A 22,049-nucleotide genomic window follows, 5' to 3' on the forward strand; every position below is an offset into this window, starting at 1 on the left:
ATCACTTGCCGAACAGGTCTCCGAGGCCGGGGATGTCGAAGCCGAAGTTGCCTGCCTGCTCCTCGACGCCGCCGAGGAACTGGTCGCCCGCGCCCGTGAGCTGGTCGCCGGCGCCCGCGAACTGGTCGCCGAATCCGCTGACCTGGTCGCCGAGCCCCGAGACGGCCTCACCGATCCCGCCGAACTCGCCGAGGTCGGCCGTGAGCCCCTCGAAGCCCTCGATCCCGGACGCGGCGATGCCGTCGAAGTCGATTCCGGATGCCATCGCGTCGCCGATCAGCGGAAGCGCGACGGAGCTGGCGACGGCACCGCCGACGACGCCGAGCGCGATGCCGCCGAGCGCACCAGCCCCGACACCCGCCGCAGCTGCACCGGCGACGCCCGCGCCACGGCCGAAGCGAGCGGACCCGCCACGACTCGAGCCGGGCGTGAAGTTGGAGCCACCGCGGGAGCCCGCGATGCGCTTGCCCGCCCCGAGCACCTTCGCCATGAACCCGGGTCGCTGCACCTCGCCGCGCGTCGCCGCACGTGCCAGGTCGTCAGGGGAGCTCGACTGCGGGCGGTCGTACGGACCGGACTCCGCGCTCAGGCGCTCACGCACCTGGTCGCGCTGCTCCGGCGTGAGTCGCTGGAACGCCTCACGGTGCGCCTGCTCGAGCTGGTCAGGCGCCGCGGTCTTGAGGAGGTAGTCGTACTTCGCAATGGCCGCCTTGTCCGCGGCAGTCCCTGAGCTCGGATTAGAGGCCGGGCGCGAGCCATAGCTCGGAGCGCTCGGCGGCTGCTGCCCGTACCGTGGGCCGGAGTCGCGGGCGGTGTACTGGTCAGACTGCTGGTACTGGTCGCGCTGCTGGTGCTGGTCACGCTGCTGCGCGGCGTCCCGGGCGGGGTAGCCCTGCTGGCCGCGTGGCTGCTGCCCATCCCCCGTCACCTGATCGGCGACCTTGCGGACCATGTCCTTCCAGTCCCCGGAGCCGCTCTTGCCGCCCCGGTTGCCCCCGGAATTGCCGGAGTTGCCGAGGGCCTTCGAGGCCGCGCCGAGGATCTTGTTGAAGTCAACCATGCGCCTATCGTCACCTATCGATCTATGGAGAACGTATGGAGCGCGTGCGCGTCCGCTCAGAGCGTCTTAGGCAGCATCCGGCAGAGTCCGACAACCGACCTCTTCTGCCCGACGCCCGCAGGCCGTATCGTTCGCAGAGCGGCGCCCCCACGCCGCAGACCGGAGCATCATGCCTTCCTTCCTCCCCTCGAGCCACACGACCGCAGAACGGCCTGCGCCTGGCCGCCCGTCCCGCCGAGCACTGCTCTCGACCGCGGCCTGGACCACCCCCGTCTTCGCCGCCGCCCTGGCAACTCCCCTCGCCGCCGCATCCACGGCCCTCTCCACGATCGAAGGCAACTTCACGCCCTTCGACACCGAGCTGGCAGTCGGCCAGAGCACGGAGGCGGTCATCGCCTTCATCGAGACCTCCGGCGTCGACTACACGGGCACCGTGTCGATCCTCATCTCCCCCTCCCGCGAGACGGATACGGTGATCGCCACCCTCTCCGCGTTCGGCCCGATCACCACCGACCCGGAGACGACCGGACAATGGAGCTACGCGCAGGAGGGCACCAAGCTGCGCGTCACCTACTCGGGCTACATGGAGGGCTCCGTCGGCATCCGCGGCTACCTGCAGTCGGACACGAATTCCGGGATCACGGTCGACACCGGCGGACAGTACCTGCTCACGGAGACCAGCCACACCATCGAGGTCGAGTCGGCGAAAGCCGTCGCCGACAACGTGCAGACGGTGTGGACGATGACCTACGGCACTGACGGCATCGGCGCCCCCTGATCTGGTGCGGGTAGCGTGACGCCATGAAGTTCACCGTCGAACCTGCATCCGTTCCCCGCCGATGAGCACGCGTGCTGTGCAGGCCGGTGCGGCCGCGGAGGTGCTCGGCCCGTATCTGGAGCGGCTCCGCACCGAGCTCGAGATCCCGGCCGACTACCCAGCCGACGCGCGAGCCGAGGCCGAGGTAGCCGCAGCCCACGAGTTCGGCTCGGACTCCGGGCGGCACGATCTCCGCGAGCTGCCGTTCGTGACCCTCGACCCTGTCGGCTCGCGTGACCTCGACCAGGCGTTCTTCCTTCGCCGCGTCGAGGCCACCGGCGAGGACGCTGACGGTTTCGAGGTGTTCTACGCGATCGCGGACGTCGCATCCTTCGTCGAGCCCGGTGGGGCGCTGGACGCGGAGACGCACCGCCGCGCCCTCACCGTCTACGGGCCGGACGGCCGATTCGGCCTGCACCCGGCCGTGCTCAGCGAGGGCGCCGCGAGCCTGCTCCCCGGGGTCGATCGGCCCGCCGTCGTGTGGCGGATGCGTCTCGACAGCTCGGGCGCGCTGCTCGATGACATCGAGGTGCGTCGATCCATGGTGCGTTCCCGGGCGCAACTCGACTACCCCTCGGTTCAGGCACGGCTCGACGCCGGAACCGCCGACGAGCTGCTCGGGCTGCTGGCGGAGATCGGCCGGCTGCGCATCGACGCCCAGTTCGCGCGCGGCGGCGCGACGCTCGAGGTGCCCGACCAGGAGATCGAGCGCAGCGACGACGACAAGCGCTACCGGCTCGTGCTGCGGGAGCCGCTCGCCTGCGAGGAGTTCAACGCGCAGCTGTCGCTGCTCACGGGAATCGCAGCCGCGACCCTGCAGCGACGGGCGGGAGTGGGAATCTGGCGCACCTTGGATCCCGCCCGCGACGAGGACGTCGAGCGCCTGCGTCGCGTCGCCGCCTCCCTCGGCTTCGACTGGGCACCGGAGGTCTCGTACGCCCAGTTCGTCAGGACCATCGACGTGGCCCGGCCCGAGTACGCGGCGTTCGCGACCGAAGCCACCCGCCTGTTCCGCGGAGCCGGGTACGCGGCCTTCGGCACGCCCGAGCATCCGGACGTGCCGAGCGCCGCATCCCACAGCGCCATCGCCGCCGAGTACGCGCACGTGACCGCCCCGCTGCGGCGCCTCGTCGACCGCTACGGCACCGAGATCGCGCTGGCGTTCTGCGCCGGAGAACCCGTGCCGTCGTGGGTCGTGGATGCGCTCGAGGCGCTGCCCGGCGAGATGGCCGAGGGCTCACGCCGTGCGAACGCGTACGAGCGGGCGGCGGTCGATCTGCTCGAGGCGGTCCTGCTCGCGCCCCGTGTGGGCGAGGAGCTCGACGGGATCGTCGTCGATTCGTCGCCCACCGGGCCCGCCGATGCGGGTCAGGCGAAGGCGACCGTGCTGTTGCGCGACCCCGCAGTGCGGGCGAGGGTCGTCGGCGGCGCCGCGGCCCTGGAGCTGGGCGCCGCCATACGAGTCCGCGTCGACTCGGCTGATCCGGAGAAGCGCGCCGTCACGCTGAGCGTCGCATGATCCGCCCCTGCCGCCGAGTAGGGCGCTTTCAGCCCGTCGCGGGGGCCCAGGTGGGGCGAAAGTGACCCGCTTGAGCCGCGCGAGCTCGCCTGAACCGCGCGACGCCGCGCTGCCACCCCCGCCGCCGCCTCCAAGTAGGCCACCTTCAGCCCATCCCGGGAGCCCAAGTGGGACGAAAGTGGCCCATCTGGACCGGATGAGCCCGCCTGGCCTGCGCGAGCCCGCCGAACCGCGCAGCGCCGCGGGCGCCGCGCTACCGCCGCCAAGAAGGCCACTTTCAGCCCATCCCGGCAGCCCAAGTGGGGCGAAAGTGGCCCGCCTGGCCCGCGCGACGCCGCTGCCGCCGCCGCCAAGTAGGCCACTTTCAGCCCATCCCGGCAGCCCGAGTGGGGCGAAAGTGACCCGCCTGAGCCGCATGAGCCCGCCTGGCCTGCGCGAGCCCGCTGAACCGCGCAGCGCCGCGGGCGCCGCGCTGCCGCTGCCGCTGCCGCTGCCGCTGCCGCTGCCGCTGCCAAGAAGGCCACTTTCAGCCCATCTCGGGAGCCCAGGTGGGGCGAAAGTGGCCCATCTGAACCGCGTGAGCCCGCTCTACCTGCGCGACGCCGCGGCGCCGCCCCTTACACCGCTGCCGCTGCCGGCGCCGAGTAGGCCACTTTCATCCCGTTGCGGGGCCCGGGTGGGGCGAAAGTGACCCGCTTGAGCCGCGTGAGCTTGCCGGATCCGCTTGAGCCCGGCTGAGCCGCATGAGCCCGCTTGAACCGCGCGACGCCGCGCCGCGTATCCGCCGCCGCCGAGTAGGCCACTTTCTGCCCGCTCCGGGAGCCCGGGTGGGGCGAAAGTGACCTTCTTGCCGCAGATGCGTTGCCCGGCGGTGCGCAGGCGACGCGCGCAGAAGGCGCGGTCAGGAGAAGCCGACCAGGGCGAACCAATCAGGCCAAACCGGTCAGGACAGAGCTATCAGGACGAACCAATCAGGCCGAACGGAGCATCCACGACCTCGCCGGAGACGCCTTAGAGCGAGGTCCAGGTGAACGAGTAGCCGTTGCCGTTGCGGTGGCAGGCCTCGGTGATCTTGGTCCACGAGCTGATGTAGGTGCGCTGCACGGCCTGGCAGTCGGCGAGCGATCCGCCGGTCCAGTACGACTGCGTGGTGCCGGCGCTTGCTATAGCGGGTGCTGAGACGGCGATGCCGACGGCGAAGAGGGCTGCGGTGACGGTCGAGACGATGCGACGCATGTTGACTCCTTCGACAGGCCCGGCTGGTCCGGGGTGTCGGCGAGCGTAGTCCCGCGGATTGGGGCGGGCTGGTGGATTCGCGCTCCGAGATGGGGCGGGGAGAACTCCCCTCCCCCGAACCGGCGGGCGAAGCGGCGCAGAGCTGGGCGTTTCCTTGGCGATCTCGCCGGGTCTTGGAGCAGAGAGTGCTATCCACCCGGAGGAGAAACAGGATCAGCCGGACCATGTGAGCAGTTCAGCAGGGCCCGCCTCCATTTGCCGGTCGAGGAAGCGCCATGTCCGGATCCCGCTCGGCACCGCGGTCGGCCAAGGCGAAGTCATCTCGGGTCAAGACGAGCAGCCGTTCGCTCTCGCGGCGGCTCAGCTCGTGGAATCCCAGACGCTCCGCGAGCCTGAGCGATCCGGTGTTGCGCGAATGCACGACCGCGAGGACCATCCGGGCATGCACAGCCTCGAATGCGAACTGGATGACGGCCTCCGCCGCCTCCCGCGCGTATCCATTGCCCTGAGCATCGGGATGCAGCACCCACCCGATCTCGACGCTGCGCACTTCGCTGGCAACGGCCCGCAGCTGCAGGGAGATATCACCGATGAGCCGCCCCTCGAGTTCGACGGCCAGCGCCATGAAGTCCTCGGCCCTGCAGAGCCTCGTGGACTGCGTGCGGACACGGAGGTGGCGCAGTGCCTGGCCGCGACTCCTCGGTGGCCAGTTCAGGAACTCGCGAACTCGCGCTTCCTCGTGGAGGAGGAACCACTCCTCAGCGCTCGCCAGAGTGTGGGCGCGCAGAAGGAGACGTCGAGTCTCGAGCGTCGGAGCGGAGACCGCTTCGCCGATGCCTTTCCCCCGGAGTCGCCCCACGCTCGCCCTCAGGAAAGCGCGGAAGCTCATGCTTTCCCATCACCTGATCCCGTCTCCCTCTGCCGGAATGCCGACCGCCGGCCGACGAAGGTCAGCAGCAACGCCACCGCCCCGAGCAGCATCATGGCAGCGGGCAGGATAAGGCCATCGAAGACTTCGAGGAGCCCTGCGCCGAGAATGCCGGCGCCGAAGATCGCGAGATTGAACGCGACGGGAAGGAATGAGTTCGCGACGTCCGAATTCTCGCCCCCGGCTCGCGTGAGCGCGTTCTGCAGCTGCGGCGAAGCCCCTCCGAAGCTCACACCCCACAGCGCCGCCGCCGCCAGGAGCGCGACGGGCGAGCCCTGCCCTGCCAGCAGCACGACCGCAGCGACGATGAAGGCCAGCACGCTGAGGTGGAGCAGCAGGCTCGGATACCTATCGAGGAGCAGGCCGGTCACCGCCACGCCGAGTAGAGAAGCGATCCCGTAGGCGAGCAGCATCAGGTCCGGGGTTATCGCGGTGCCCGTCTCACGGAGGTAGGGCGCGACGTACGTGTAGATCGTGCTGTGCGCGAGCATCCAGACGAAGATCACCGCGAGCACGACGGGGACCCCTCGCAGGCGGAGCACCCGCGCCATGGGCAGGCCCGCGAGCGCGGGACGGCCTGGCGCGTCCGGGACGACAAGTACAACCGCTATGGCGACCAGTGCTGCGAGCGCGGAGAGACCGGCGAACGACCATCTCCAGTCGGACACGGCTCCGATCCAAGCCCCAAGTGGCGTCCCGAACGCGAACCCGAGGGGCGCGCCGATCGCGACGATCGCGATCGCGGCCCCCAGCCGCGAGGGCGGACTGATTCGCACGGCGTAGGGCGCGAGCATCCCCCAGATCACTCCAGAGAATGCCCCGGCGATGAACCTCGTGACGAGTGACAGCGCGATGTCAGACGAGAACGCGGTCACGGTGTTGGCCGCAACCAACCCCGCGATGCTGACGAGCAGCAGGGGCTTTCGACGGAGGCGGCGCGTTAGCGAGATGGCGGGAATCGTGACGATGACCGTGCCAAGTGCGTAGGCGCTGACGAAGAGCCCCACGGTGCCCTCCGCGGCTTTCAGCCCGTCGGCGATCTCCGGCAGAAGACCGGCGGGCATGGTCTCCATCGCGACCAGGATGAATCCCATGAGTGCGAGGACGATGAGCGGTGCGAGGCGCAGCTGCGGAGCCCTCGCGCCTCCAGTGGACGCCGGCGCTTCGGATGTGCGCGATGAGGGTGAGGTCATTCGGCGGACACCGTTCCAGTCGCAGGCACAGCAGCACGCACTGACTCGACGTCTTCGAACGTGCCAATCGGGATGATCCCGGGGAAGTGACCGACGGAGTCGTAGTAGAGGACGAGCCCCTCATTGGGTGCGTAGTAGCCGATCGTCCCCGCTTCGGCGGCGCTTCCGGACGGCATGCCCTCGAGGGAGAGCGCCCTGGGGAGGGTCGCGATCTTCTCCTGACCGCCGAAGTCCTCGAACGACAGCTCGAGGGGCAGCTGCGTGAGGAGATCGGCGGAGGTCGCGGACTGGTTCAGCACGCCGCGGACGGTGACGTCCCCCATGCTGATCGTGATGTTCGTCGTGGTGGGCATCAGGTCTTCGCCCTCCGTTTCGCTCGCCGCCGATGGTGGTGTCGAGCTCGTGGCGCCAGTAGCGTGCGGTGCCGCCTCGCTCGCGCTCTCTCCGGAGGCATCCACACCCGTGCAGCCCGCCAGCAGGAGTCCTGCCGCGAGCAGGCCCGCGGCGGCAGCGCGCACCTTCCCTGCGCAGTCGATTGCGATGCTGCTCATGTTGTCCTCTCCGAGGGAGCGGTCGTCGTCCCTGTGTCGTCCAGCAGTCAACGCCTCACGCGAGGTGGGAGGGAGAGTCCCGCTGAAGGGGTTCCAGCAGAGGCACCCCAGAAGGCGGGCACTGGTCGTACCGTGGATCCATGGACAACCGGGGCGAAGTGCGAGCATTCATCAGCTCCCGCAGAGGCAGGCTGACCCCAGAGCAGGCGGGGATCGACCCGGGCACGACTCGACGGCGTGTGACCGGCCTCCGACGGGATGAGGTGGCACGGCTCGCGGGGGTGAGCGTGGAGTACTACACCCGCGTGGACCGGGGCAACCTGACGGGTGTCTCCGAGAACGTGCTCGATGCTGTGGCTCGGGCACTGCAGCTCACCCAGGCGGAGCACGACCACCTGAGGGATCTCGCTCGGACGGCCAACCTGGGCGCGAAGGTCCGCTCTCCCAAGCCGCGGGCGTCCGGGCTGCGCCCGACCGCGCAGCATCTGCTCGACTCGATCACGGGCGGTGCCGCGATCATCGGGAACAACCGCATGGATATCGTGGCCGCGAACGAGCTCGGCTTCGCGCTCTATTCGGAGATGTACCGGGGCACTGCGTGGCCCGCGAACCACTCCCGATTCATCTTCCTCGACCCTCGTGCGCGCGACTTCTACCCTGACTGGGAGCGGGCAGCCAACGTCAACGTCGAGATCCTCCGGCGGGAGGCCGGCCGTTCGCCATTCGACAGGCAGCTCACGGACCTGGTCGGAGAGCTGTCTGTGCGCAGCGACGAGTTCCGCATCCGATGGGCAGCCCACGATGTCCGCCGACATTACTCCGGCGCGAAGCATTTCCGACACTCGACGGTCGGCGCACTCGAGCTGGTGTACCACGCGATGGACCTCGAAGACGACCCCGGCCACACCATGACGGTCTACACCGCCGTGCCAGGCAGCTCTTCCGAGGAAGGCCTGCGTCTGCTCTCGTCCTGGGCCGCCACGGAGAACATCGCGGGCATCGCCCGCGAAGGAGCGGCGCGGAGCATCGGGCAGGCTGACCGCGCTGACGTATAGCAGCGTCGCGTCGGTCGAGGGCTACCTGCCGGGTCCGTCGAGCTCATACTACGATCGATCGCGTGCATTTCTCGAGCTCCCTTAAGCAGGCAGGCGCCGTCACGCAGTCGAGGTCGATCCGATGAGGCTCGCCGTCATCGGTGCCGGCCAGATCGTCGCAGACTTCCTGCCGCACGTCGTGAACGTACCCGGGCTGGAGCTGGCGGCGATCTACGGTCGCCCGCCGCGTCTCCAGCACCTGGAGGAACTGCAGGAGCGGTTCGGCATCGAGCGCGTCTTCACCGACCTCGACGAGTGCCTCGCCGACCCGAGCGTCGACACGGTCTGGGTCGCCGTCCCGAACTCGCTGCATTTCGAGGTGTCGCGCAAGGCGCTCGAGGCGGGGAAGCACGTCATCTGCGAGAAGCCGTTCGTGCTCCAAGAACGGGAGCTGCAGGAGCTGCGCAGACTCGCGACGGCGCGTGAGCTGATCCTCATCGAGGCGATCACGACGCAGTACCTCGCGAACTACCGGTGGATCAAGGAGCATCTCGACCTCGTCGGCAGGATCAAGGTCGTCCAGTCGGACTACTCCCAGTACTCGTCCCGCTACGACGCCTTCCGCGAGGGCACGGTGCTGCCGGCGTTCGACCCCGCGCAGGGCGGCGGTGCGCTCATGGACCTCGGCATCTACGCCATCCACTTCGTCGTGGGGTTGCTCGGCCGGCCGAAGCGGGTCAGCTACACCGCGAACGTGCAGCGCGGCGTCGACACGTCCGGCGTCCTGATCCTCGACTACGGCGAGACCACGGCGGTCTGCGTGTGCGCGAAGGACTCGGATGGCCCCATCCGCAGCAAGATCCAGGGAGAGGACGGGTGGATCGTGGCCGACGGCTCCCCGAACGTCCTGCCATCGCTGAGCTACGCGACCCGCGGCGGCGAGGCCGAGCAGCTCGACCTCACGAAGTACCCGCACCGCATGGTGGAGGAGTTCCGCGAGTTCGAGCGCATCATCCGCGAGCACGACACCAACGAACGCGACCGGCGCCTCGACCACAGCGCCGACGTGCTCTCCGTCCTGACCATCGCCCGAGAGGGGCTCGCATGACCACACCACTCATCCTCGTCGCGAACGCAGGCGAAGGCTCGATCTCGGTCTTCCGCTTCGACGGCGCCTCCCTCGAGCGGACCTCGGTCGCGACGGACCTGCAGGGATGCTCGAACTTCGTCGTCGACGCCAGCCGCGACCTCGTCTACGCCGCCGTCAAGGGCAGCCCCGCGGCGATCGTCACGCTGCGCCTCGACCGCGAAGCGGGCGAGCTCACCCCGATCTCGCGTCGCGAGACGCCCCGCGGCGGTCTGAACTACGTCGCGCTCACACGGGACGGATCCGCGCTGCTCGGCGCGGCCTACTCCGCCAGCTACGGCCTCATCGCGCCGATCGACGAGGGCACGGTCGGCGAGCCGACGACGATCGTGGAGCATCTGCACCTGCACTCCGTCGTGGCGAGCAAGGACGGCCGTTTCGCGTACTTCGTGTCGCTCGGCGACGATCTCGTCGGGCAGTACGCCATCACCGATGACCTCGAGCTCGAGGCGCTCCACCCGGTGGGTGCGACCGCGCCGACCGGCAGCGGCCCGCGCCACATCGTGCTCAACGGTGCCCAGACGCAGGCCTACGTGATCACCGAGTTCAGCGGCGAGGTGCTGCGCTTCGAACGCGACACGAGCACCGGTGTGCTCTCGCTCCTCGATTCGGCGAGCTACGCGGACGCGCTGCAGGGCCTGCAGCGCGGAACCCTCGGCGCGAATCCGCTGGAGCCCCGCTCGATCTGGGGTGCCGACGTGCACTGGGGCGCGGATGAGCGGTTCCTGTGGACCTCGGAGCGCACGACGAGCACCCTCGCGCCGCTCGACGTCGCCGAGGACGGCTCCCTCGAGGATGCGCGGTCGTTCACCGTCACCCAGCAGCATCCCCGCGGGTTCGCGCTCAGCCCCGACGGCCGCTTCCTCGTCGCCGCGGGCGAAGGCGGGGCGCAGGTGTCGCTCTACGAAGTGCGCGGCGACCACCTCGCCGAGTTGCAGCAGGTCGAGACCGGCGCCGGCGCGAACTGGGTGCGGTGGGCGTGACGCCCGGCCTGGCTGTGAGCGTCGTGCCGTGACCGAGCCGATCATCCGCCCCGCCGTTCCCTCCGATGTCCCGCAGATCCTCGACCTCATCCGCGGCCTCGCCGTGTACGAGCGCGAACCGGATGCGGTGAAGACGACCGAGGCGCAGCTGCACAGGAGCTTCTTCGGCGAGCGGCCTGCGGTGTTCGCGACCGTCGCCGAGGCGGCGGGAGCGAGCACGAGCGAGTCCGGTGCCCCTCGCCTCGACGGCATGGCGCTCTGGTTCCTGAGCTACTCGACGTGGGAGGGCGAGCACGGCATCTGGCTCGAAGATCTCTACGTGCGCGAGGCTACGCGCGGCGGCGGCCTCGGGACGGCACTCCTCCGCTCGCTCGCGCAGGAGTGCGTCGCGGAGGGCTACCGGCGCCTCGAGTGGTCGGTCCTCAAGTGGAACGAGCCGTCCATCGGCTTCTACAGGAGCCTCGGCGCGTTCCCCATGGACGAGTGGGACACGTTCCGGCTCACGGGCGATCCGCTGCAGGCGCTGGGCGGCTGAGCAGGATCTCGCCGAGCCAGGCGGCGGCCGGTGGTGCGGCGCCCCGACGGGTGACGTACGACACGTGCCGCTCCCCCAGGTCCTGCACGGCGGGCCGAAGCACGACGTCGAAGTCGTGGTCGATGGCGGCGTCCGTCGAGAGGGCGAAGCCGAGCCCCTCGGCGACGAGGCCGTGGATCATGTAGAGGTCGTCCGTGCGCATGAGCTCACGCACCGGGTAGCCGAGCGATTGGCCGACGCGGCGCAGCACGCGGTCTGAGGCCTCGTCGTTGCTGCGGCTGAAGACCCACGGCACCTCCCGCAGGTCGGCGAAGTCGATGCTGTCGCGGCTCGCCCATTCGCTGTCGCGGGCGACCATCACGCCGTATGGCTCGGTGAGGAGACGCTGCAGCATGAGGTCCGGGACGGCGAAGGCGGGCTCGACGGACACGTCGAAGATGAGCCCCGCGTGCACCTCGCCGCTCCTGAGCATCCGCACGATCTCCGTCGGCTCCCCTTCGACCACCTCGACCCGCACCGACGTGCGCTTCTGCAGGCTGGCGATCGCTGAGGGAAGCAGGCGTGAGCCCATCGAGGCGAACGTGCCCACGCGCAGGGTGACGACGCCCGCGTCGCGCTGATCGGCGACCAGCTGCTCGGCCCGGTCGATACGCGTGATCGCCTGCTCGATCTCGGCGGCGAACGACACTCCGAGCGGGGTCAGCGACGTGCCCCGCCGCCCGCGGTCGACGAGGCGGGCGCCGAGGTGCGACTCGAGGCTGCGCAGATGGTGCGTCACCGTCGGCACCCCGTACTGCAGCGCCTTCGCAGCCCCCGTGAGGCTTCCGTGCTCCTGGACGGCGAGGAGCACGCGGAACTGCTGGAGGTTCATCACCCCTAGAACGTATGTCACTGACGGCAGGATCCTGCTATATCGCCGTCGTCAGTTCGTTCCTAACCTGAACGCATGTCCATCCTCCACGCACCCGTCCCGAGCAGCGCAGCTCAGGTCGACGGCATCACGACCCCCGCCGGGCACCGCATCCCGCGAGCGCAGTTCGAGACCCCGTACGCCGACGCTCTCCGCTCCCTCGCCACCCACGACTGGCAGCGGATGCACGTGCCGGCACATCACGCGAAGGCGGTGAATGCGCCCGGCGTCGCGAGCATCGTCGGGGCCGACGCGCTGAGCCTCGACTTCCCGATGCTGTTCAGCGGCGTCGACCAGGACACGTGGCGCCTCACGACGCCGGGCCGAGTCACCCCGCTCATGCGGGCGCAGGACCTCGCCGCCGATGCGTGGGGAGCGAGCCGCGTCTGGTTCACGACCAACGGAGCCTCCGGCGGCAACCACGTCGCGACGACCGTCGTGCGTGGCCTCGGCACCGAGTTCGCGGTGCAGCGCAGCGTGCACTCGAGCGTCATCGACGGCATCACGCACGCCAACCTGACCCCGCACTTCGTGCACGGCGCCGTCGACTCCGGCCTGGGTGCCGCGCACGGGGTGACTGCGGAGCAGGTCGCGGCGACCCTCGCCGAGCATCCCCGGTCCGCTGCCGTCTACATCGTCTCGCCGAGCTACTTCGGGGCGGTGGCCGATGTCGCGGCGATCGCGGCCGTCGCCCACGGGCACGGGGTGCCGCTCATCGTCGACGAGGCGTGGGGTTCGCACTTCGGGATGCACCCGGCGCTCCCCACGAACGCGGCACGCCTCGGCGCAGACCTCGTCATCTCCAGCACCCACAAGGGCGCGGGCTCGCTCACGCAGTCGGCCATGCTGCAACTCGGCCACGGGCCCCACGCCCGGCACCTGGAGTCGCTCGTCGACCGGGTCGTCCGCTCCTACCAGTCGACGAGCTGCAGCGCCCTGTTGCTCGCCTCGCTCGACGAGGCGAGGAGGCATCTCGTGACGCGGCCAGACGCGGTCGAAGAGGCCCTGGCATCCGCCCAGCGCATCCGCCGACTCGTGCACGACGACCGCAGGTACCGCGACGCGACTCCCGACATCCTCGCCAGCCCCGATGCCATCGCGAACGACCCCTTCAAGATCGCCATCGACACTCGAGGCGCCGGCATCACCGGCACGGATGCGCACTACCAGCTGCTCCGCGACCATCGTGTCTACTGCGAGCTGTCGACCCCCTCCGCGTTGCTGGTGCTGGTCGGCGCGACGGCTCGGGTGGATGTCGAGCGCCTGTGGGGCGCACTGCAGGCGCTCCCCGAGGCGGAGGTCGAGCCGATCCGCCCCGTCTCGCTCCCCGCGAGCTGCGAGCGCGCGATGGGCCTCTCGGACGCGTTCTTCAGCCCCGTCGAGACGGTGCCGCACACGGAGGCGGTCGGCCGCATCTCCGCCGACTCACTCGCCGCCTACCCGCCAGGTGTGCCCAACGTGCTGCCAGGCGAGGTGCTCAGCCAGGAGGTCGTCGACTTCCTGCGGCACACGGGCGCAGCGCCGTCCGGCTACGTGCGCGGCGCGAACGACCCGGCGCTCTCCACGTTCCGCGTCGTCGCCTGAACCTCGATCCTGCCAACGACCACCAGCGCGCACACAGCGCCCCGCCTCAGCACCACGACATCAGCACAAGGGAGTGTCATGTCCACGACAACCACCGCACATCCGCCTCAAGGCGAGATGCAGCGCGGCCTCAAGAACCGCCACCTGCAGCTCATCGCCATCGGCGGCGCCATCGGAACGGGGCTGTTCCTCGGCTCCGGCAAGCTCATCAGCGTCTCCGGGCCGTCGATCATCTTCGTCTACATGGTGATCGGGTTCTTCGTCTTCTTCATCATGCGCGCCCTCGGCGAGCTGCTGCTCTCGAACCTGCACTACAAGACCTTCGGCGACATCGCGAAGGACATGCTCGGGCCGTGGGCGGGCTTCTTCGTCTCCTGGAACTACTGGTTCTCGTGGGTGATCGCGTGCGTCGCCGACATCGTCGCCATCACCGCCTACGTGCAGTGGTTCAACGCCGACATCCCCAACTGGCTGCCCGCGCTCATCGCCGTCGTCGTGCTCACCGTCCTGAACCTCCAGCCCGTGAAGTGGTTCGGGGAGACCGAGTTCTGGTTCGCGATCATCAAGATCGTCGCCATCCTCGGCCTCATCGCCGTGGGCATCTTGCTCATCCTCACCCGGTTCCAGAGCCCAGACGGTGACACCGCCACGCTCGCGAACCTCTGGGAGCACGGCGGGATGTTCCCCATGGGCGCGAGCGGGTTCGTGCTCGGCTTCCAGATGGGCATCTTCTCGTTCATCGGCGTCGAGCTCGTCGGCACGGCCGCCGCAGAGACCGAGAACCCGCGCAAGACGCTGCCGAAGGCCATCAACTCGATCGTCGCTCGCATCCTCATCTTCTACGTGGGCGCCCTCATCGTCATCATGAGCGTCACGCCGTGGGACAAGATCGAGCCGGGCAAGAGCCCGTTCGTGTCGACCCTCGCGATCGCCGGGTTCGGCCTCGCCGCGTTCGCGATCCAGCTGGTGGTGCTCAGCTCGGCCGCGTCGAGCGCCAACTCCGGCCTGTACTCGGGCACGCGGATGCTGTTCGGGCTCTCGAAGGACGGCCACGCCCCGAAGGCGTTCGCGATGACCAGCAGCCAGGGCGTGCCGACGAAGGCCGTCTTCTTCACCTGCGTCTTCCTGTTCTCCGCCATCCCGCTGCTCTTCGCGGGCGACGAGGTCATCGCCGCCTTCACGTTCGTCTCCTCGATGTGCGCGACCCTCATCCTCTTCACCTGGGGCTCCATCGTGGTGAGCTACATCGTGTACCTGCGCCGCTTCCCCGAGAAGCACCGAGCATCGAAGTTCAAGATGCCGATGGCGCGCGTCGCACCCTGGCTCGTGCTCGCCTTCTTCGTCTTCATCGCGGGCACGCTGCTGTACGGCGACGACACCCGGCTGCCGTTCCTCGCGGCCCCGGTCTGGTTCGTCATCCTCACCGTCCTGTGGCGGCTGCGGAAGCGGAAGCTGCAGCGGGAGGGTCGTCCGCTGACCGCCCCGATCCCGACCATCCCGCATCCGCTCGACGAGCGGGACTGACCGGGTGGAGGTGCGGCATGCGCGTCGCACCTCCACCCTCCGCCCAGGACGGCCGGGCATGCTCTGCGCATGAGGAAGCTGATGCTGAACACGTACATGTGGGTGGCGGTCGCCTTCTACGTCATCGCCCTCGCCGATCTCGCGAACGACGGCAGCATCTGGATCGTCTGGTTCGCCCTCGGCGTGGTGTTCACGATCGTCGCCTTCCGGAGGCCGAAGGCCGAGCCTCACCCCGAGACCGCCGAGCAGGAGGAGAGACCGTGACCGCAGATCTGAGCAAGGGCGACCGCGTGAGCTGGAACACCCCGCAGGGCCGCACGCAGGGCGAGGTCGTCGAGAAGAAGACGAAGGACTTCCAGTTCGACAAGCAGAAGTTCACCGCCTCAGAAGACGAGCCGGCGTACATCATCGAGTCGGAGAAGTCTGGGGCGAGGGCCGCGCACAAGGGATCAGCGCTGCGCAAGCTCTCGTAGGCTGGAGCGCATGGCAGATACCGTTCTCGAGACCGCCGACCGCCACTACGAGTCCTCGCTCGAGGGCAACGACGTGCGCCTCGTCGTCGCCGACATGGACGGCACGCTGCTGCTCGACGACCACACGGTCCCCGACGCGTTCTGGGCTCTCCTGCAGCGGATGCGCGAGGCCGGCGTCGAGTTCACCCCCGCGAGCGGCCGACAGTACGCGACCCTCGCGAAGCTCTTCGAACGCGACTCCGACGGCATGTCGTTCATCGCCGAGAACGGCACGTTCGTGGTCCGAGATGGCCAGGAGGTCAGCTCGCTGACGCTCGATGAGTCGTTCATCCGGCAGGCGATCGCGCTGCTGCGCGGACTCATCGAGAGAGGTCACGACCTCGGGGTCGTGCTGTGCGGCAAGAAGTCTGCGTACATTGAGCGCGGCGACGACGTGTTCATCGCCGAGGCCCGCAACTACTACGAGGCGCTCACGGTCGTCGACGACATGCTCGACACCGATGACGAGTACGTGAAGATCGCCGTCTACGACTTCGCCGAGGTCGAGACCGGGGCGGCCGCCGAGGTGGACGAGCTGCGCGAGTCCCACCGGGTCGTCGTGTCGGGCCACCACTGGATGGACATCATGCCGCCTGAGGCCAACAAGGGCCTCGCGGTGCGACAGCTGCAGGAGCGCCTCGGAGTGACTGCGGCGCAGACAGCGGTCTTCGGCGACTTCTTCAACGACGTCGAGATGTTCGCCGAGGCCGAGCGCTCCTACGCGATGGCTGGCGCGCATCCCGAGGTCAAGGAACTCGCGAAGTACCTCGCCCCCTCCAACCAGGAGCAGGGCGTCGTCACCGTCGTGAGCGCGCTCCTCGACGCGCAGGCGTAGCGCTCCGGACCAGTTGTTCCCGCGCCCCGGGATGCGACCGTGATGGGTTTCGGCGACCGTGATGGGTTTTCGCGCGGCCTCGTGATGGGTTTTCGTGACCGTGATGGGTTTTCGCGCGGCCTCGTGATGGGTTTTCGCGACTGGTGATGGGTTAATTCCCATCACGGTCACCGAAACCCATCACGGCCACCGCTCGGGGCACCGGCAGAGCACCCAGGGCCCGCGCGAGGGGCTCCACAGGCAAGGTCGGCGCCACAGACAGTTGTGGGCTGACGCTGCCGCGGACAGTTGTGGCCTGGTGCTGTTCCACGGAGAGGGAACGACATCAGGCCACAACTCTGCCGCGGAGGAGTGGGCCGGGGCTGTCGCGCAGAGTCGTGGGCCGGCAGTGTCGCGCGGAGTGGTGGGCTGGCACTGCCGCGGAGCAGTGGGCCGACGCTGCCGCGGACAGTTGTGGGCCGACGCTGTTCCACGGAGAGGGAACGGCACCAGGCCACAACTCTGCCGCGGAGTGGTGGGCTGGCACTGCCGCGGACAGTTGTGGGCTGACGCTGTTCCACGGAGAGGGAACGGCACCAGGCCACAACTCTGCCGCGGAGGAGTAGGCCGAGGCTGTCGCGCGGAGTGGTGGGCTGACAGTGTCGCGCGGAGTGGTGGGCTGACGCTGCCGCGCGGGCCGACGCTGCCGCAGACAGTTGTGGCCTAGTGCTGTTCCACGGAGAGGGAACGACACCAGGCCACAACTCTGCCGCGTGGATGCGCGCGGCCGGCGGGCGCATCCGCCGGCCGCGCGAGACCCCGCCAGCCTCAGCCCTCGCGGGCGCGAGCACGCGAGGCCTGACCGGGCGGACTCGCGCGGGCTACACGCGGTCGGGGGCCGCTTCGATGAACGTCGTCGGCACGTAGCGCTTCAACTGCGTGACGTGCGACGGGTTCAGCTCCTCGAGGGAGTGCGCACCGAGCAGCTTCATGGTGCGGATGATCTCGTCGGAGAGGATCGCGATGGTGCGGTCGACACCCTCGCGCCCGCCGGCCATGAGGCCGTACAGGTAGGCGCGGCCGATCATCGTGAAGTTCGCGCCGAGTGCGACGGACGCGACGATGTCGGCGCCGTTCATGATGCCCGTGTCGACGCCGATCTCGAGATCTTTGCCGACCTCGCGTGCAACGGCGGGGAGCAGGTGGAAGGGGATCGGAGCCCGATCCAGCTGCCGCCCGCCGTGGTTGGAGAGGACGATGCCGTCGACGCCGAGGTCGGCGAACGTCTTGGAGTCCTCCAGGTTCTGGACGCCCTTGATGACGATCTTGCCCGGCCACATCTCGCGGATGACCTTGAGGTCCTCGAAGTTGATCGTCGGGTCCATCGCCGAGTCGAGCAGCTCGCCGACCGTGCCGCCCGTCGTCGCGAGCGACGCGAACTCGAGCTTCGGGGTCGTGAGGAAGTCGATCCACCACCAGGGGCGCGGGATGGCGTTGATGATCGTGCCGACGGTCAGCTGCGGCGGGATCGAGAAGCCGTTGCGCTTGTCGCGCAGGCGGGCGCCGGCGACGGGGGTGTCGACCGTGAAGTGCAGCGTGTCGAAGCCCGCCTTCGCGGCGCGCTCCACGAGGCCGTAGGAGATCGAGCGGTCCTTCATGACGTACAGCTGGAACCAGTTGCGGCCGTTCGGGTTGACCTTCGCGACCTCTTCGATCGTCGTCGTGCCGAGCGTCGACAGGGTGAAGGGGATGCCCGCGGCGGCGGCGGCGCCGGCACCGGCGGTCTCGCCCTCGGTCTGCATGAGGCGTGTGAACCCGGTCGGGGCGATCGCGAACGGCATCGCCATCGGCCCGCCGAGCACAGTGCTCGACGTGTCGACGTTCGCGACGTCGCGCAGCACGGACGGGTTGAACTCCACATCCCGGAACGCGGTGCGCGCGCGACGCAGCGACAGCTCTCCCTCGGCGGCGCCGTCGGTGTAGTCGAACGCCGCCTTCGGGGTGCGGCGCTTCGCGATGCGCCGCAGGTCCTCGATCGTGAGCGCCGAGTTGAGGCGGCGGCGACGGCCGTTGAGGTCGGGCTTCTTGAACTGCATGAGCTCGAGCAGCTCGAGGGGCTTGGGGGCTTGACGTTTCACCATGGGGCAGCTGCCTTTGCTTCTATCGGGTGATCTTCGGGTCGTAGCGGATGATCTGCGTCGATCTGGCGACGATGGAGCGGATCTCAGAGAGACTGTCGGGGATCCAGCCGTGCGCGCGCGCCTGCACAAGCAGGTTACCCATCGCGGTCGCCTCGACGGGGCCGGCGAGCACGGGCATCCCGGATCGGTCGGCCGTCGCCTGGCAGAGGAGCGCGTTCTGCGATCCGCCGCCGACGATGTGGATGACGCTCACCGGATGCTCGGCGAGGGCCGCGGCTGTCGTGACGGCCTCGGCGAATGCCTGCGCGAGGCTCTCCACGATCGAGCGGACGATGCCGGCTGGTGTCGTCGGCGCCTCGAGGCCGCGCTGGGTGAGCCAGTCGGCGATGCGCCCTGGGATGTCGCCTGGCGCCATGAAGACGGGGTCGTTCACGTCGAAGATCGGCACGTCGCCGCCCACCTGGGCGGCGTCGGCGAGCAGCTGCTGGAGGGTGCTCGAGCGCTGCGCGTCCGTCGCCGCCGGCTCCCAGTGACGCTGCGATTCCGACAGCAGCCAGAGGCCCATGACGTTGTGCAGGAATCGCACGCGGCCGTCGACGCCGCCCTCGTTCGTGAAGTTCGCCTCGCGGGCGGCGTCGGTGACGACCGCCTCGTCGAGCTCGAGGCCCACGAGACCCCACGTGCCGCACGAGATGTACGCGAAGTCGCGCCCCTCGTTGGGGATGGCGACGATCGCGGAGGCCGTGTCGTGGGAGCCGACCGCGACGACGTCGATGTCACGCCCGACGATGCGGGCCGCCTCGCCCTCGAGCGAGCCGAGCACGGCACCAGGGTCGACGAGGTGCGGCAGGATGCGGGCGGGAACCCCCACGCGCTCGGCGAGCTCCGCATCCCACTCACGCGTGTCGGCGCGAAGCAGACCCGTCGTGGAGGCGTTGGTGCGCTCGGCGACCTGCGCCCCCGTCAGCCAGTAGGCGAGCAGGTCGGGCAGGAGCAGCAGCTGGTCGGCAAGGCCCAGCAGCTCACCGTCGGTCGCGAGCTGGAAGACCGTGTTGAAGGGCAGGTGCTGGAGGCCGTTGCGGCGGTAGAGCTCCTCGGCGGAGGCGATGGCGTGCACGGCTTCGACGCCCCTGGCGGTCCGCTCGTCGCGGTACGCGTAGGGGACCCCGAGGACGCGCCCCTCGCGCAGCAGCGCGTAGTCGACCGCCCATGAGTCGATGCCGATGCTCGCGATCTGGCCAGGCGCGTCCCGCTCCGCAGCGGCCAGCCCGTCGAGGACGTGCTGGTAGAGGCCGAGGAGGTTCCAGTGCAGCCCGTCGCGTGTGCGGACGGGGTTGTTCGGGAAGCGCGCCTCGTGGCGCATCGTGAGCACGCCGTCCGTGATCGTGCCCGTGATGACGCGACCGCTCGTGGCTCCGAGGTCGACCGCCGCGACCGTGCGGGGCGCATCCGCCCCGCCCCGGCCCGCGGCGCCCGATCCCTGCGCAGCAGACTCGGTCATCGCAGGAAGGCCGCCGCGACGCCCGAGTCGACGGGGATGTGCAGGCCGGTCGTGCGCGTGAGCTCCGGGCCCGTGAGCACGTACACCGCGTCGGCGACGTTCTCCGGCACGACCTCGCGCTTGAGGATGGTGCGGTTCGCGTAGTACTGGCCGAGGTCCTCTTCCTTGACGCCGTAGGTCGCGGCGCGGTTGGCGCCCCAGCCTGCCGCGAAGATGCCGGAGCCGCGGACGACGCCGTCGGGGTTGATGCCGTTGACGCGGATGCCGTGCTCGCCGAGCTCGACCGCGAGGAGGCGGACCTGGTGGGCCTGGTCGGCCTTCGTCGCCGAGTACGCGATGTTGTTCGGGCCAGCGAAGACGGAGTTCTTCGAGGAGATGTAGATGACGTCGCCGCCGAGCTTCTGCTCGATGAGCGCCTTGGCGGCGGCCTTCGACACGAGGAAGGAGCCCTTCGCCATGACGTCGTGCTGCAGGTCCCAGTCCTTCTCGGTCGTCTCGAGGAGCGGCTTCGAGAGGGAGAGGCCCGCGTTGTTGACGACGAGGTCGATGCCGCCGAACGCGAGGAGGGTCGCGTCGATGGCGGCCTGCACGCCGGCGGCGTCCGCGACGTTCGCTGCGACGCCGATCGCGACGTCGGTGCCACCGAGCTCGGCGGCGGCGGCCTGTGCCTTCTCGAGGTCGAGGTCGGCGACGACGACGCACGCGCCTTCGGCTGCGAGGCGGGTCGCGATGGCCTTGCCGATACCGGATGCGGCACCCGTGACGAAGGCGATGCGGCCCTGGTGCGTCTTGGGCTTCGGCATGCGCTGCAGCTTCGCCTCCTCGAGCGCCCAGTACTCGATGCGGAACTTCTCCTCGTCGGAGATCGGGGAGTAGCTCGAGAGCGCCTCCGCACCGCGCATCACGTTGATCGCGTTCAAGTAGAACTCACCGGCGACGCGGGCGGTCTGCTTGTTCTTGCCGAAGGAGAACATGCCGACGCCGGGGACGAGCACGATGAGCGGGTCGGCGCCACGGATGGCGGGCGACTCGGCCGTCGCGAACTTGTCGTAGTAGGCCTTGTAGTCGGCGCGGTACGCCGCGTGCAGCTCCTCGAGGCGAGCGCGCAGCTCCTCGACGGATGCCGTGGTCGGCAGGTCGAGCACGAGCGGCTTGACCTTGGTGCGCAGGAAGTGGTCGGGGCAGCTCGTGCCGAGGGCGGCGAGCTCGGTGAGCTTCTCGCTCGCGAGGAAGTCGAGCACGCGCTCATCGTCGGTGAAGTGACCGATCATGGGGGCGTCGTGCGAGGCGACGGCGCGGATCGACGGCGCGAGGGCCGCCGCGCGTGCACGGCGCTCGTCGGCGGGGAGCGCCTCGAAGCCGCTCACGACGCCGCCGAAGGGGTCGGCCTTGCCGTGTGCATCGATGTACGCCGATGCGGTCTCGATGATCCAGAGCGAGTTGCGCTCCGACTCCTCGGAGGTGTCGCCCCACGCGGTGATGCCGTGCCCGCCGAGGATGCAGCCGATGGCCTGCGGGTTCTCGTCCTTGATGTTGGCGATGTCGAGGCCGAGCTGGAAGCCGGGGCGGCGCCAGGGCACCCAGACGACCTTGTCGCCGAAGATCTTCGCCGTCAGCTCCTCGCCGTCGGCCGCTGTCGCGATCGCGATGCCCGAGTCGGGGTGCAGGTGGTCGACGTGCGCCGCATCCACGAGACCGTGCATGGCCGTGTCGATCGACGGGGCCGCGCCTCCCTTGCCGTGCAGGCAGAAGTCGAAGGCCGCGACCATCTCGTCCTCGCGCTCGACGCCCGGGTAGACGTTCGTGAGCGCGCGGAAGCGGTCGAGGCGGAGCACGGCGAGGCCCTGCTCGGTGAGCGTTCCGAGGTCTCCCCCGGAGCCCTTCACCCAGAGCAGCTCGACGGGCTCGCCCGTCACGGGGTCGGTCTCGGTGCCCTTCGCGGAGGTGTTCCCACCCGCGTAGTTCGTGTTCTTCGGGTCTTCGCCGAGGCGGTTGCTGCGCGAGATGAGATCGGCTGCTGCTGGGTTCGTCATGTCAGTTCCTTCGAAGCTCGTGAGGTC

At 69.4% G+C, this 22,049-nt stretch carries 20 protein-coding genes; 11 read left to right on the top strand and 9 right to left on the bottom strand.

Features of this window, described 5'->3' with window-relative positions; all coding sequences use genetic code 11:
• Nucleotide 1: 1 nt before the first annotated feature.
• Nucleotides 2-1,060, bottom strand: coding sequence for a cation-transporting ATPase (locus C5B99_RS18455; RefSeq protein WP_181065058.1), 1,059 nt, complete (start codon nucleotides 1,058-1,060; stop codon nucleotides 2-4).
• Nucleotides 1,061-1,229: 169 nt separating this feature from the next.
• On the opposite strand from C5B99_RS18455, the gene C5B99_RS18460 reads away from it, so the two are divergent.
• Both C5B99_RS18460 and C5B99_RS18465 read left to right on the top strand, forming a co-directional pair.
• Nucleotides 1,230-1,838: a hypothetical protein gene (locus C5B99_RS18460; protein WP_104244822.1), complete on the top strand. Its 609-nt coding sequence runs from the start codon at nucleotides 1,230-1,232 to the stop codon at nucleotides 1,836-1,838.
• Between the two features lie 61 nt (nucleotides 1,839-1,899).
• Nucleotides 1,900-3,396 (top strand): RNB domain-containing ribonuclease, encoded by a 1,497-nt coding sequence (locus C5B99_RS18465; RefSeq protein ID WP_104244824.1) that lies wholly within the window; start codon nucleotides 1,900-1,902, stop codon nucleotides 3,394-3,396.
• Nucleotides 3,397-4,407: 1,011 nt separating this feature from the next.
• On the opposite strand, the gene C5B99_RS18470 is transcribed toward C5B99_RS18465, so the two are convergent.
• The 4 genes from C5B99_RS18470 to C5B99_RS18485 form a co-directional block, all read right to left on the bottom strand.
• Nucleotides 4,408-4,632 carry a hypothetical protein gene (locus C5B99_RS18470; RefSeq protein ID WP_104244826.1) on the bottom strand — a complete coding sequence of 75 codons (225 nt, stop codon included), beginning with the start codon at nucleotides 4,630-4,632 and terminating at the stop codon, nucleotides 4,408-4,410.
• Nucleotides 4,633-4,867: 235 nt separating this feature from the next.
• The gene (locus C5B99_RS18475) at nucleotides 4,868-5,521 is read right to left on the bottom strand and encodes a GNAT family N-acetyltransferase (protein WP_104244828.1); all 654 of its coding nucleotides are present in this window, start codon (nucleotides 5,519-5,521) and stop codon (nucleotides 4,868-4,870) included.
• Complete coding sequence (locus tag C5B99_RS18480) at nucleotides 5,518-6,753, bottom strand: MFS transporter (RefSeq protein ID WP_181065059.1); 1,236 nt, start codon at nucleotides 6,751-6,753, stop codon at nucleotides 5,518-5,520. The genes C5B99_RS18475 and C5B99_RS18480 overlap by 4 nt, the downstream gene beginning before the upstream one ends.
• Nucleotides 6,750-7,304, bottom strand: a complete 555-nt coding sequence (locus C5B99_RS18485; RefSeq protein ID WP_104244830.1) for a cyclophilin-like fold protein — start codon at nucleotides 7,302-7,304, stop codon at nucleotides 6,750-6,752. The genes C5B99_RS18480 and C5B99_RS18485 overlap by 4 nt, the downstream gene beginning before the upstream one ends.
• A 140-nt stretch (nucleotides 7,305-7,444) precedes the next feature.
• Between C5B99_RS18485 and C5B99_RS18490 the strand changes: the two genes are divergently transcribed.
• The 4 genes from C5B99_RS18490 (at nucleotide 7,445) to C5B99_RS18505 (ending at nucleotide 11,003) form a co-directional block, all read left to right on the top strand.
• Nucleotides 7,445-8,359, top strand: a complete 915-nt coding sequence (locus C5B99_RS18490; RefSeq protein WP_104244832.1) for a helix-turn-helix transcriptional regulator — start codon at nucleotides 7,445-7,447, stop codon at nucleotides 8,357-8,359.
• Nucleotides 8,360-8,480: 121 nt separating this feature from the next.
• Complete coding sequence (locus C5B99_RS18495; protein ID WP_104244834.1) at nucleotides 8,481-9,446, top strand: Gfo/Idh/MocA family protein; 966 nt, start codon at nucleotides 8,481-8,483, stop codon at nucleotides 9,444-9,446.
• Nucleotides 9,443-10,468 (top strand): beta-propeller fold lactonase family protein, encoded by a 1,026-nt coding sequence (locus C5B99_RS18500; RefSeq protein ID WP_104244836.1) that lies wholly within the window; start codon nucleotides 9,443-9,445, stop codon nucleotides 10,466-10,468. Before C5B99_RS18495 ends, C5B99_RS18500 begins: the two co-directional genes overlap by 4 nt.
• A 28-nt stretch (nucleotides 10,469-10,496) precedes the next feature.
• Nucleotides 10,497-11,003: a GNAT family N-acetyltransferase gene (locus C5B99_RS18505; RefSeq protein WP_104244838.1), complete on the top strand. Its 507-nt coding sequence runs from the start codon at nucleotides 10,497-10,499 to the stop codon at nucleotides 11,001-11,003.
• Here C5B99_RS18505 and C5B99_RS18510 read toward each other — a convergent pair.
• Nucleotides 10,969-11,874 carry a LysR family transcriptional regulator gene (locus C5B99_RS18510; protein WP_104244840.1) on the bottom strand — a complete coding sequence of 302 codons (906 nt, stop codon included), beginning with the start codon at nucleotides 11,872-11,874 and terminating at the stop codon, nucleotides 10,969-10,971. The genes C5B99_RS18505 and C5B99_RS18510 overlap by 35 nt on opposite strands.
• 75 nt (nucleotides 11,875-11,949) lie before the next feature.
• Here C5B99_RS18510 and C5B99_RS18515 point away from each other — a divergent pair, with 75 nt between their 5' ends.
• The 5 genes from C5B99_RS18515 to C5B99_RS18535 all read left to right on the top strand — a co-directional run bounded on the left by C5B99_RS18515 (nucleotide 11,950) and on the right by C5B99_RS18535 (nucleotide 16,368).
• The gene (locus C5B99_RS18515) at nucleotides 11,950-13,497 is read left to right on the top strand and encodes an aminotransferase class I/II-fold pyridoxal phosphate-dependent enzyme (protein WP_104244842.1); all 1,548 of its coding nucleotides are present in this window, start codon (nucleotides 11,950-11,952) and stop codon (nucleotides 13,495-13,497) included.
• Between the two features lie 78 nt (nucleotides 13,498-13,575).
• Complete coding sequence (locus C5B99_RS18520; RefSeq protein ID WP_104244844.1) at nucleotides 13,576-15,021, top strand: amino acid permease; 1,446 nt, start codon at nucleotides 13,576-13,578, stop codon at nucleotides 15,019-15,021.
• A 69-nt stretch (nucleotides 15,022-15,090) separates the two neighbouring features.
• Nucleotides 15,091-15,285: a hypothetical protein gene (locus tag C5B99_RS18525; protein ID WP_146082064.1), complete on the top strand. Its 195-nt coding sequence runs from the start codon at nucleotides 15,091-15,093 to the stop codon at nucleotides 15,283-15,285.
• Complete coding sequence (locus C5B99_RS18530; protein WP_104244848.1) at nucleotides 15,282-15,494, top strand: DUF2945 domain-containing protein; 213 nt, start codon at nucleotides 15,282-15,284, stop codon at nucleotides 15,492-15,494. The genes C5B99_RS18525 and C5B99_RS18530 overlap by 4 nt, the downstream gene beginning before the upstream one ends.
• 10 nt (nucleotides 15,495-15,504) lie before the next feature.
• Complete coding sequence (locus C5B99_RS18535) at nucleotides 15,505-16,368, top strand: Cof-type HAD-IIB family hydrolase (protein ID WP_104244850.1); 864 nt, start codon at nucleotides 15,505-15,507, stop codon at nucleotides 16,366-16,368.
• An 860-nt stretch (nucleotides 16,369-17,228) separates the two neighbouring features.
• On the opposite strand, the gene C5B99_RS18540 is transcribed toward C5B99_RS18535, so the two are convergent.
• The 3 genes from C5B99_RS18540 to C5B99_RS18550 are packed head-to-tail and all read right to left on the bottom strand — an operon-like array spanning nucleotide 17,229 to nucleotide 22,022.
• Nucleotides 17,229-18,488: an alpha-hydroxy acid oxidase gene (locus tag C5B99_RS18540; RefSeq protein WP_104244852.1), complete on the bottom strand. Its 1,260-nt coding sequence runs from the start codon at nucleotides 18,486-18,488 to the stop codon at nucleotides 17,229-17,231.
• A 19-nt stretch (nucleotides 18,489-18,507) separates the two neighbouring features.
• Nucleotides 18,508-19,989 (bottom strand): rhamnulokinase family protein, encoded by a 1,482-nt coding sequence (locus C5B99_RS18545; protein ID WP_104244854.1) that lies wholly within the window; start codon nucleotides 19,987-19,989, stop codon nucleotides 18,508-18,510.
• The gene (locus C5B99_RS18550; protein ID WP_104244856.1) at nucleotides 19,986-22,022 is read right to left on the bottom strand and encodes a bifunctional aldolase/short-chain dehydrogenase; all 2,037 of its coding nucleotides are present in this window, start codon (nucleotides 22,020-22,022) and stop codon (nucleotides 19,986-19,988) included. The genes C5B99_RS18545 and C5B99_RS18550 overlap by 4 nt, the downstream gene beginning before the upstream one ends.
• Nucleotides 22,023-22,049: the final 27 nt, after the last annotated feature.

The sequence above is a fragment of the Pseudoclavibacter sp. Z016 genome (assembly GCF_002931215.1).
GTDB lineage: Bacteria > Actinomycetota > Actinomycetes > Actinomycetales > Microbacteriaceae > Pseudoclavibacter.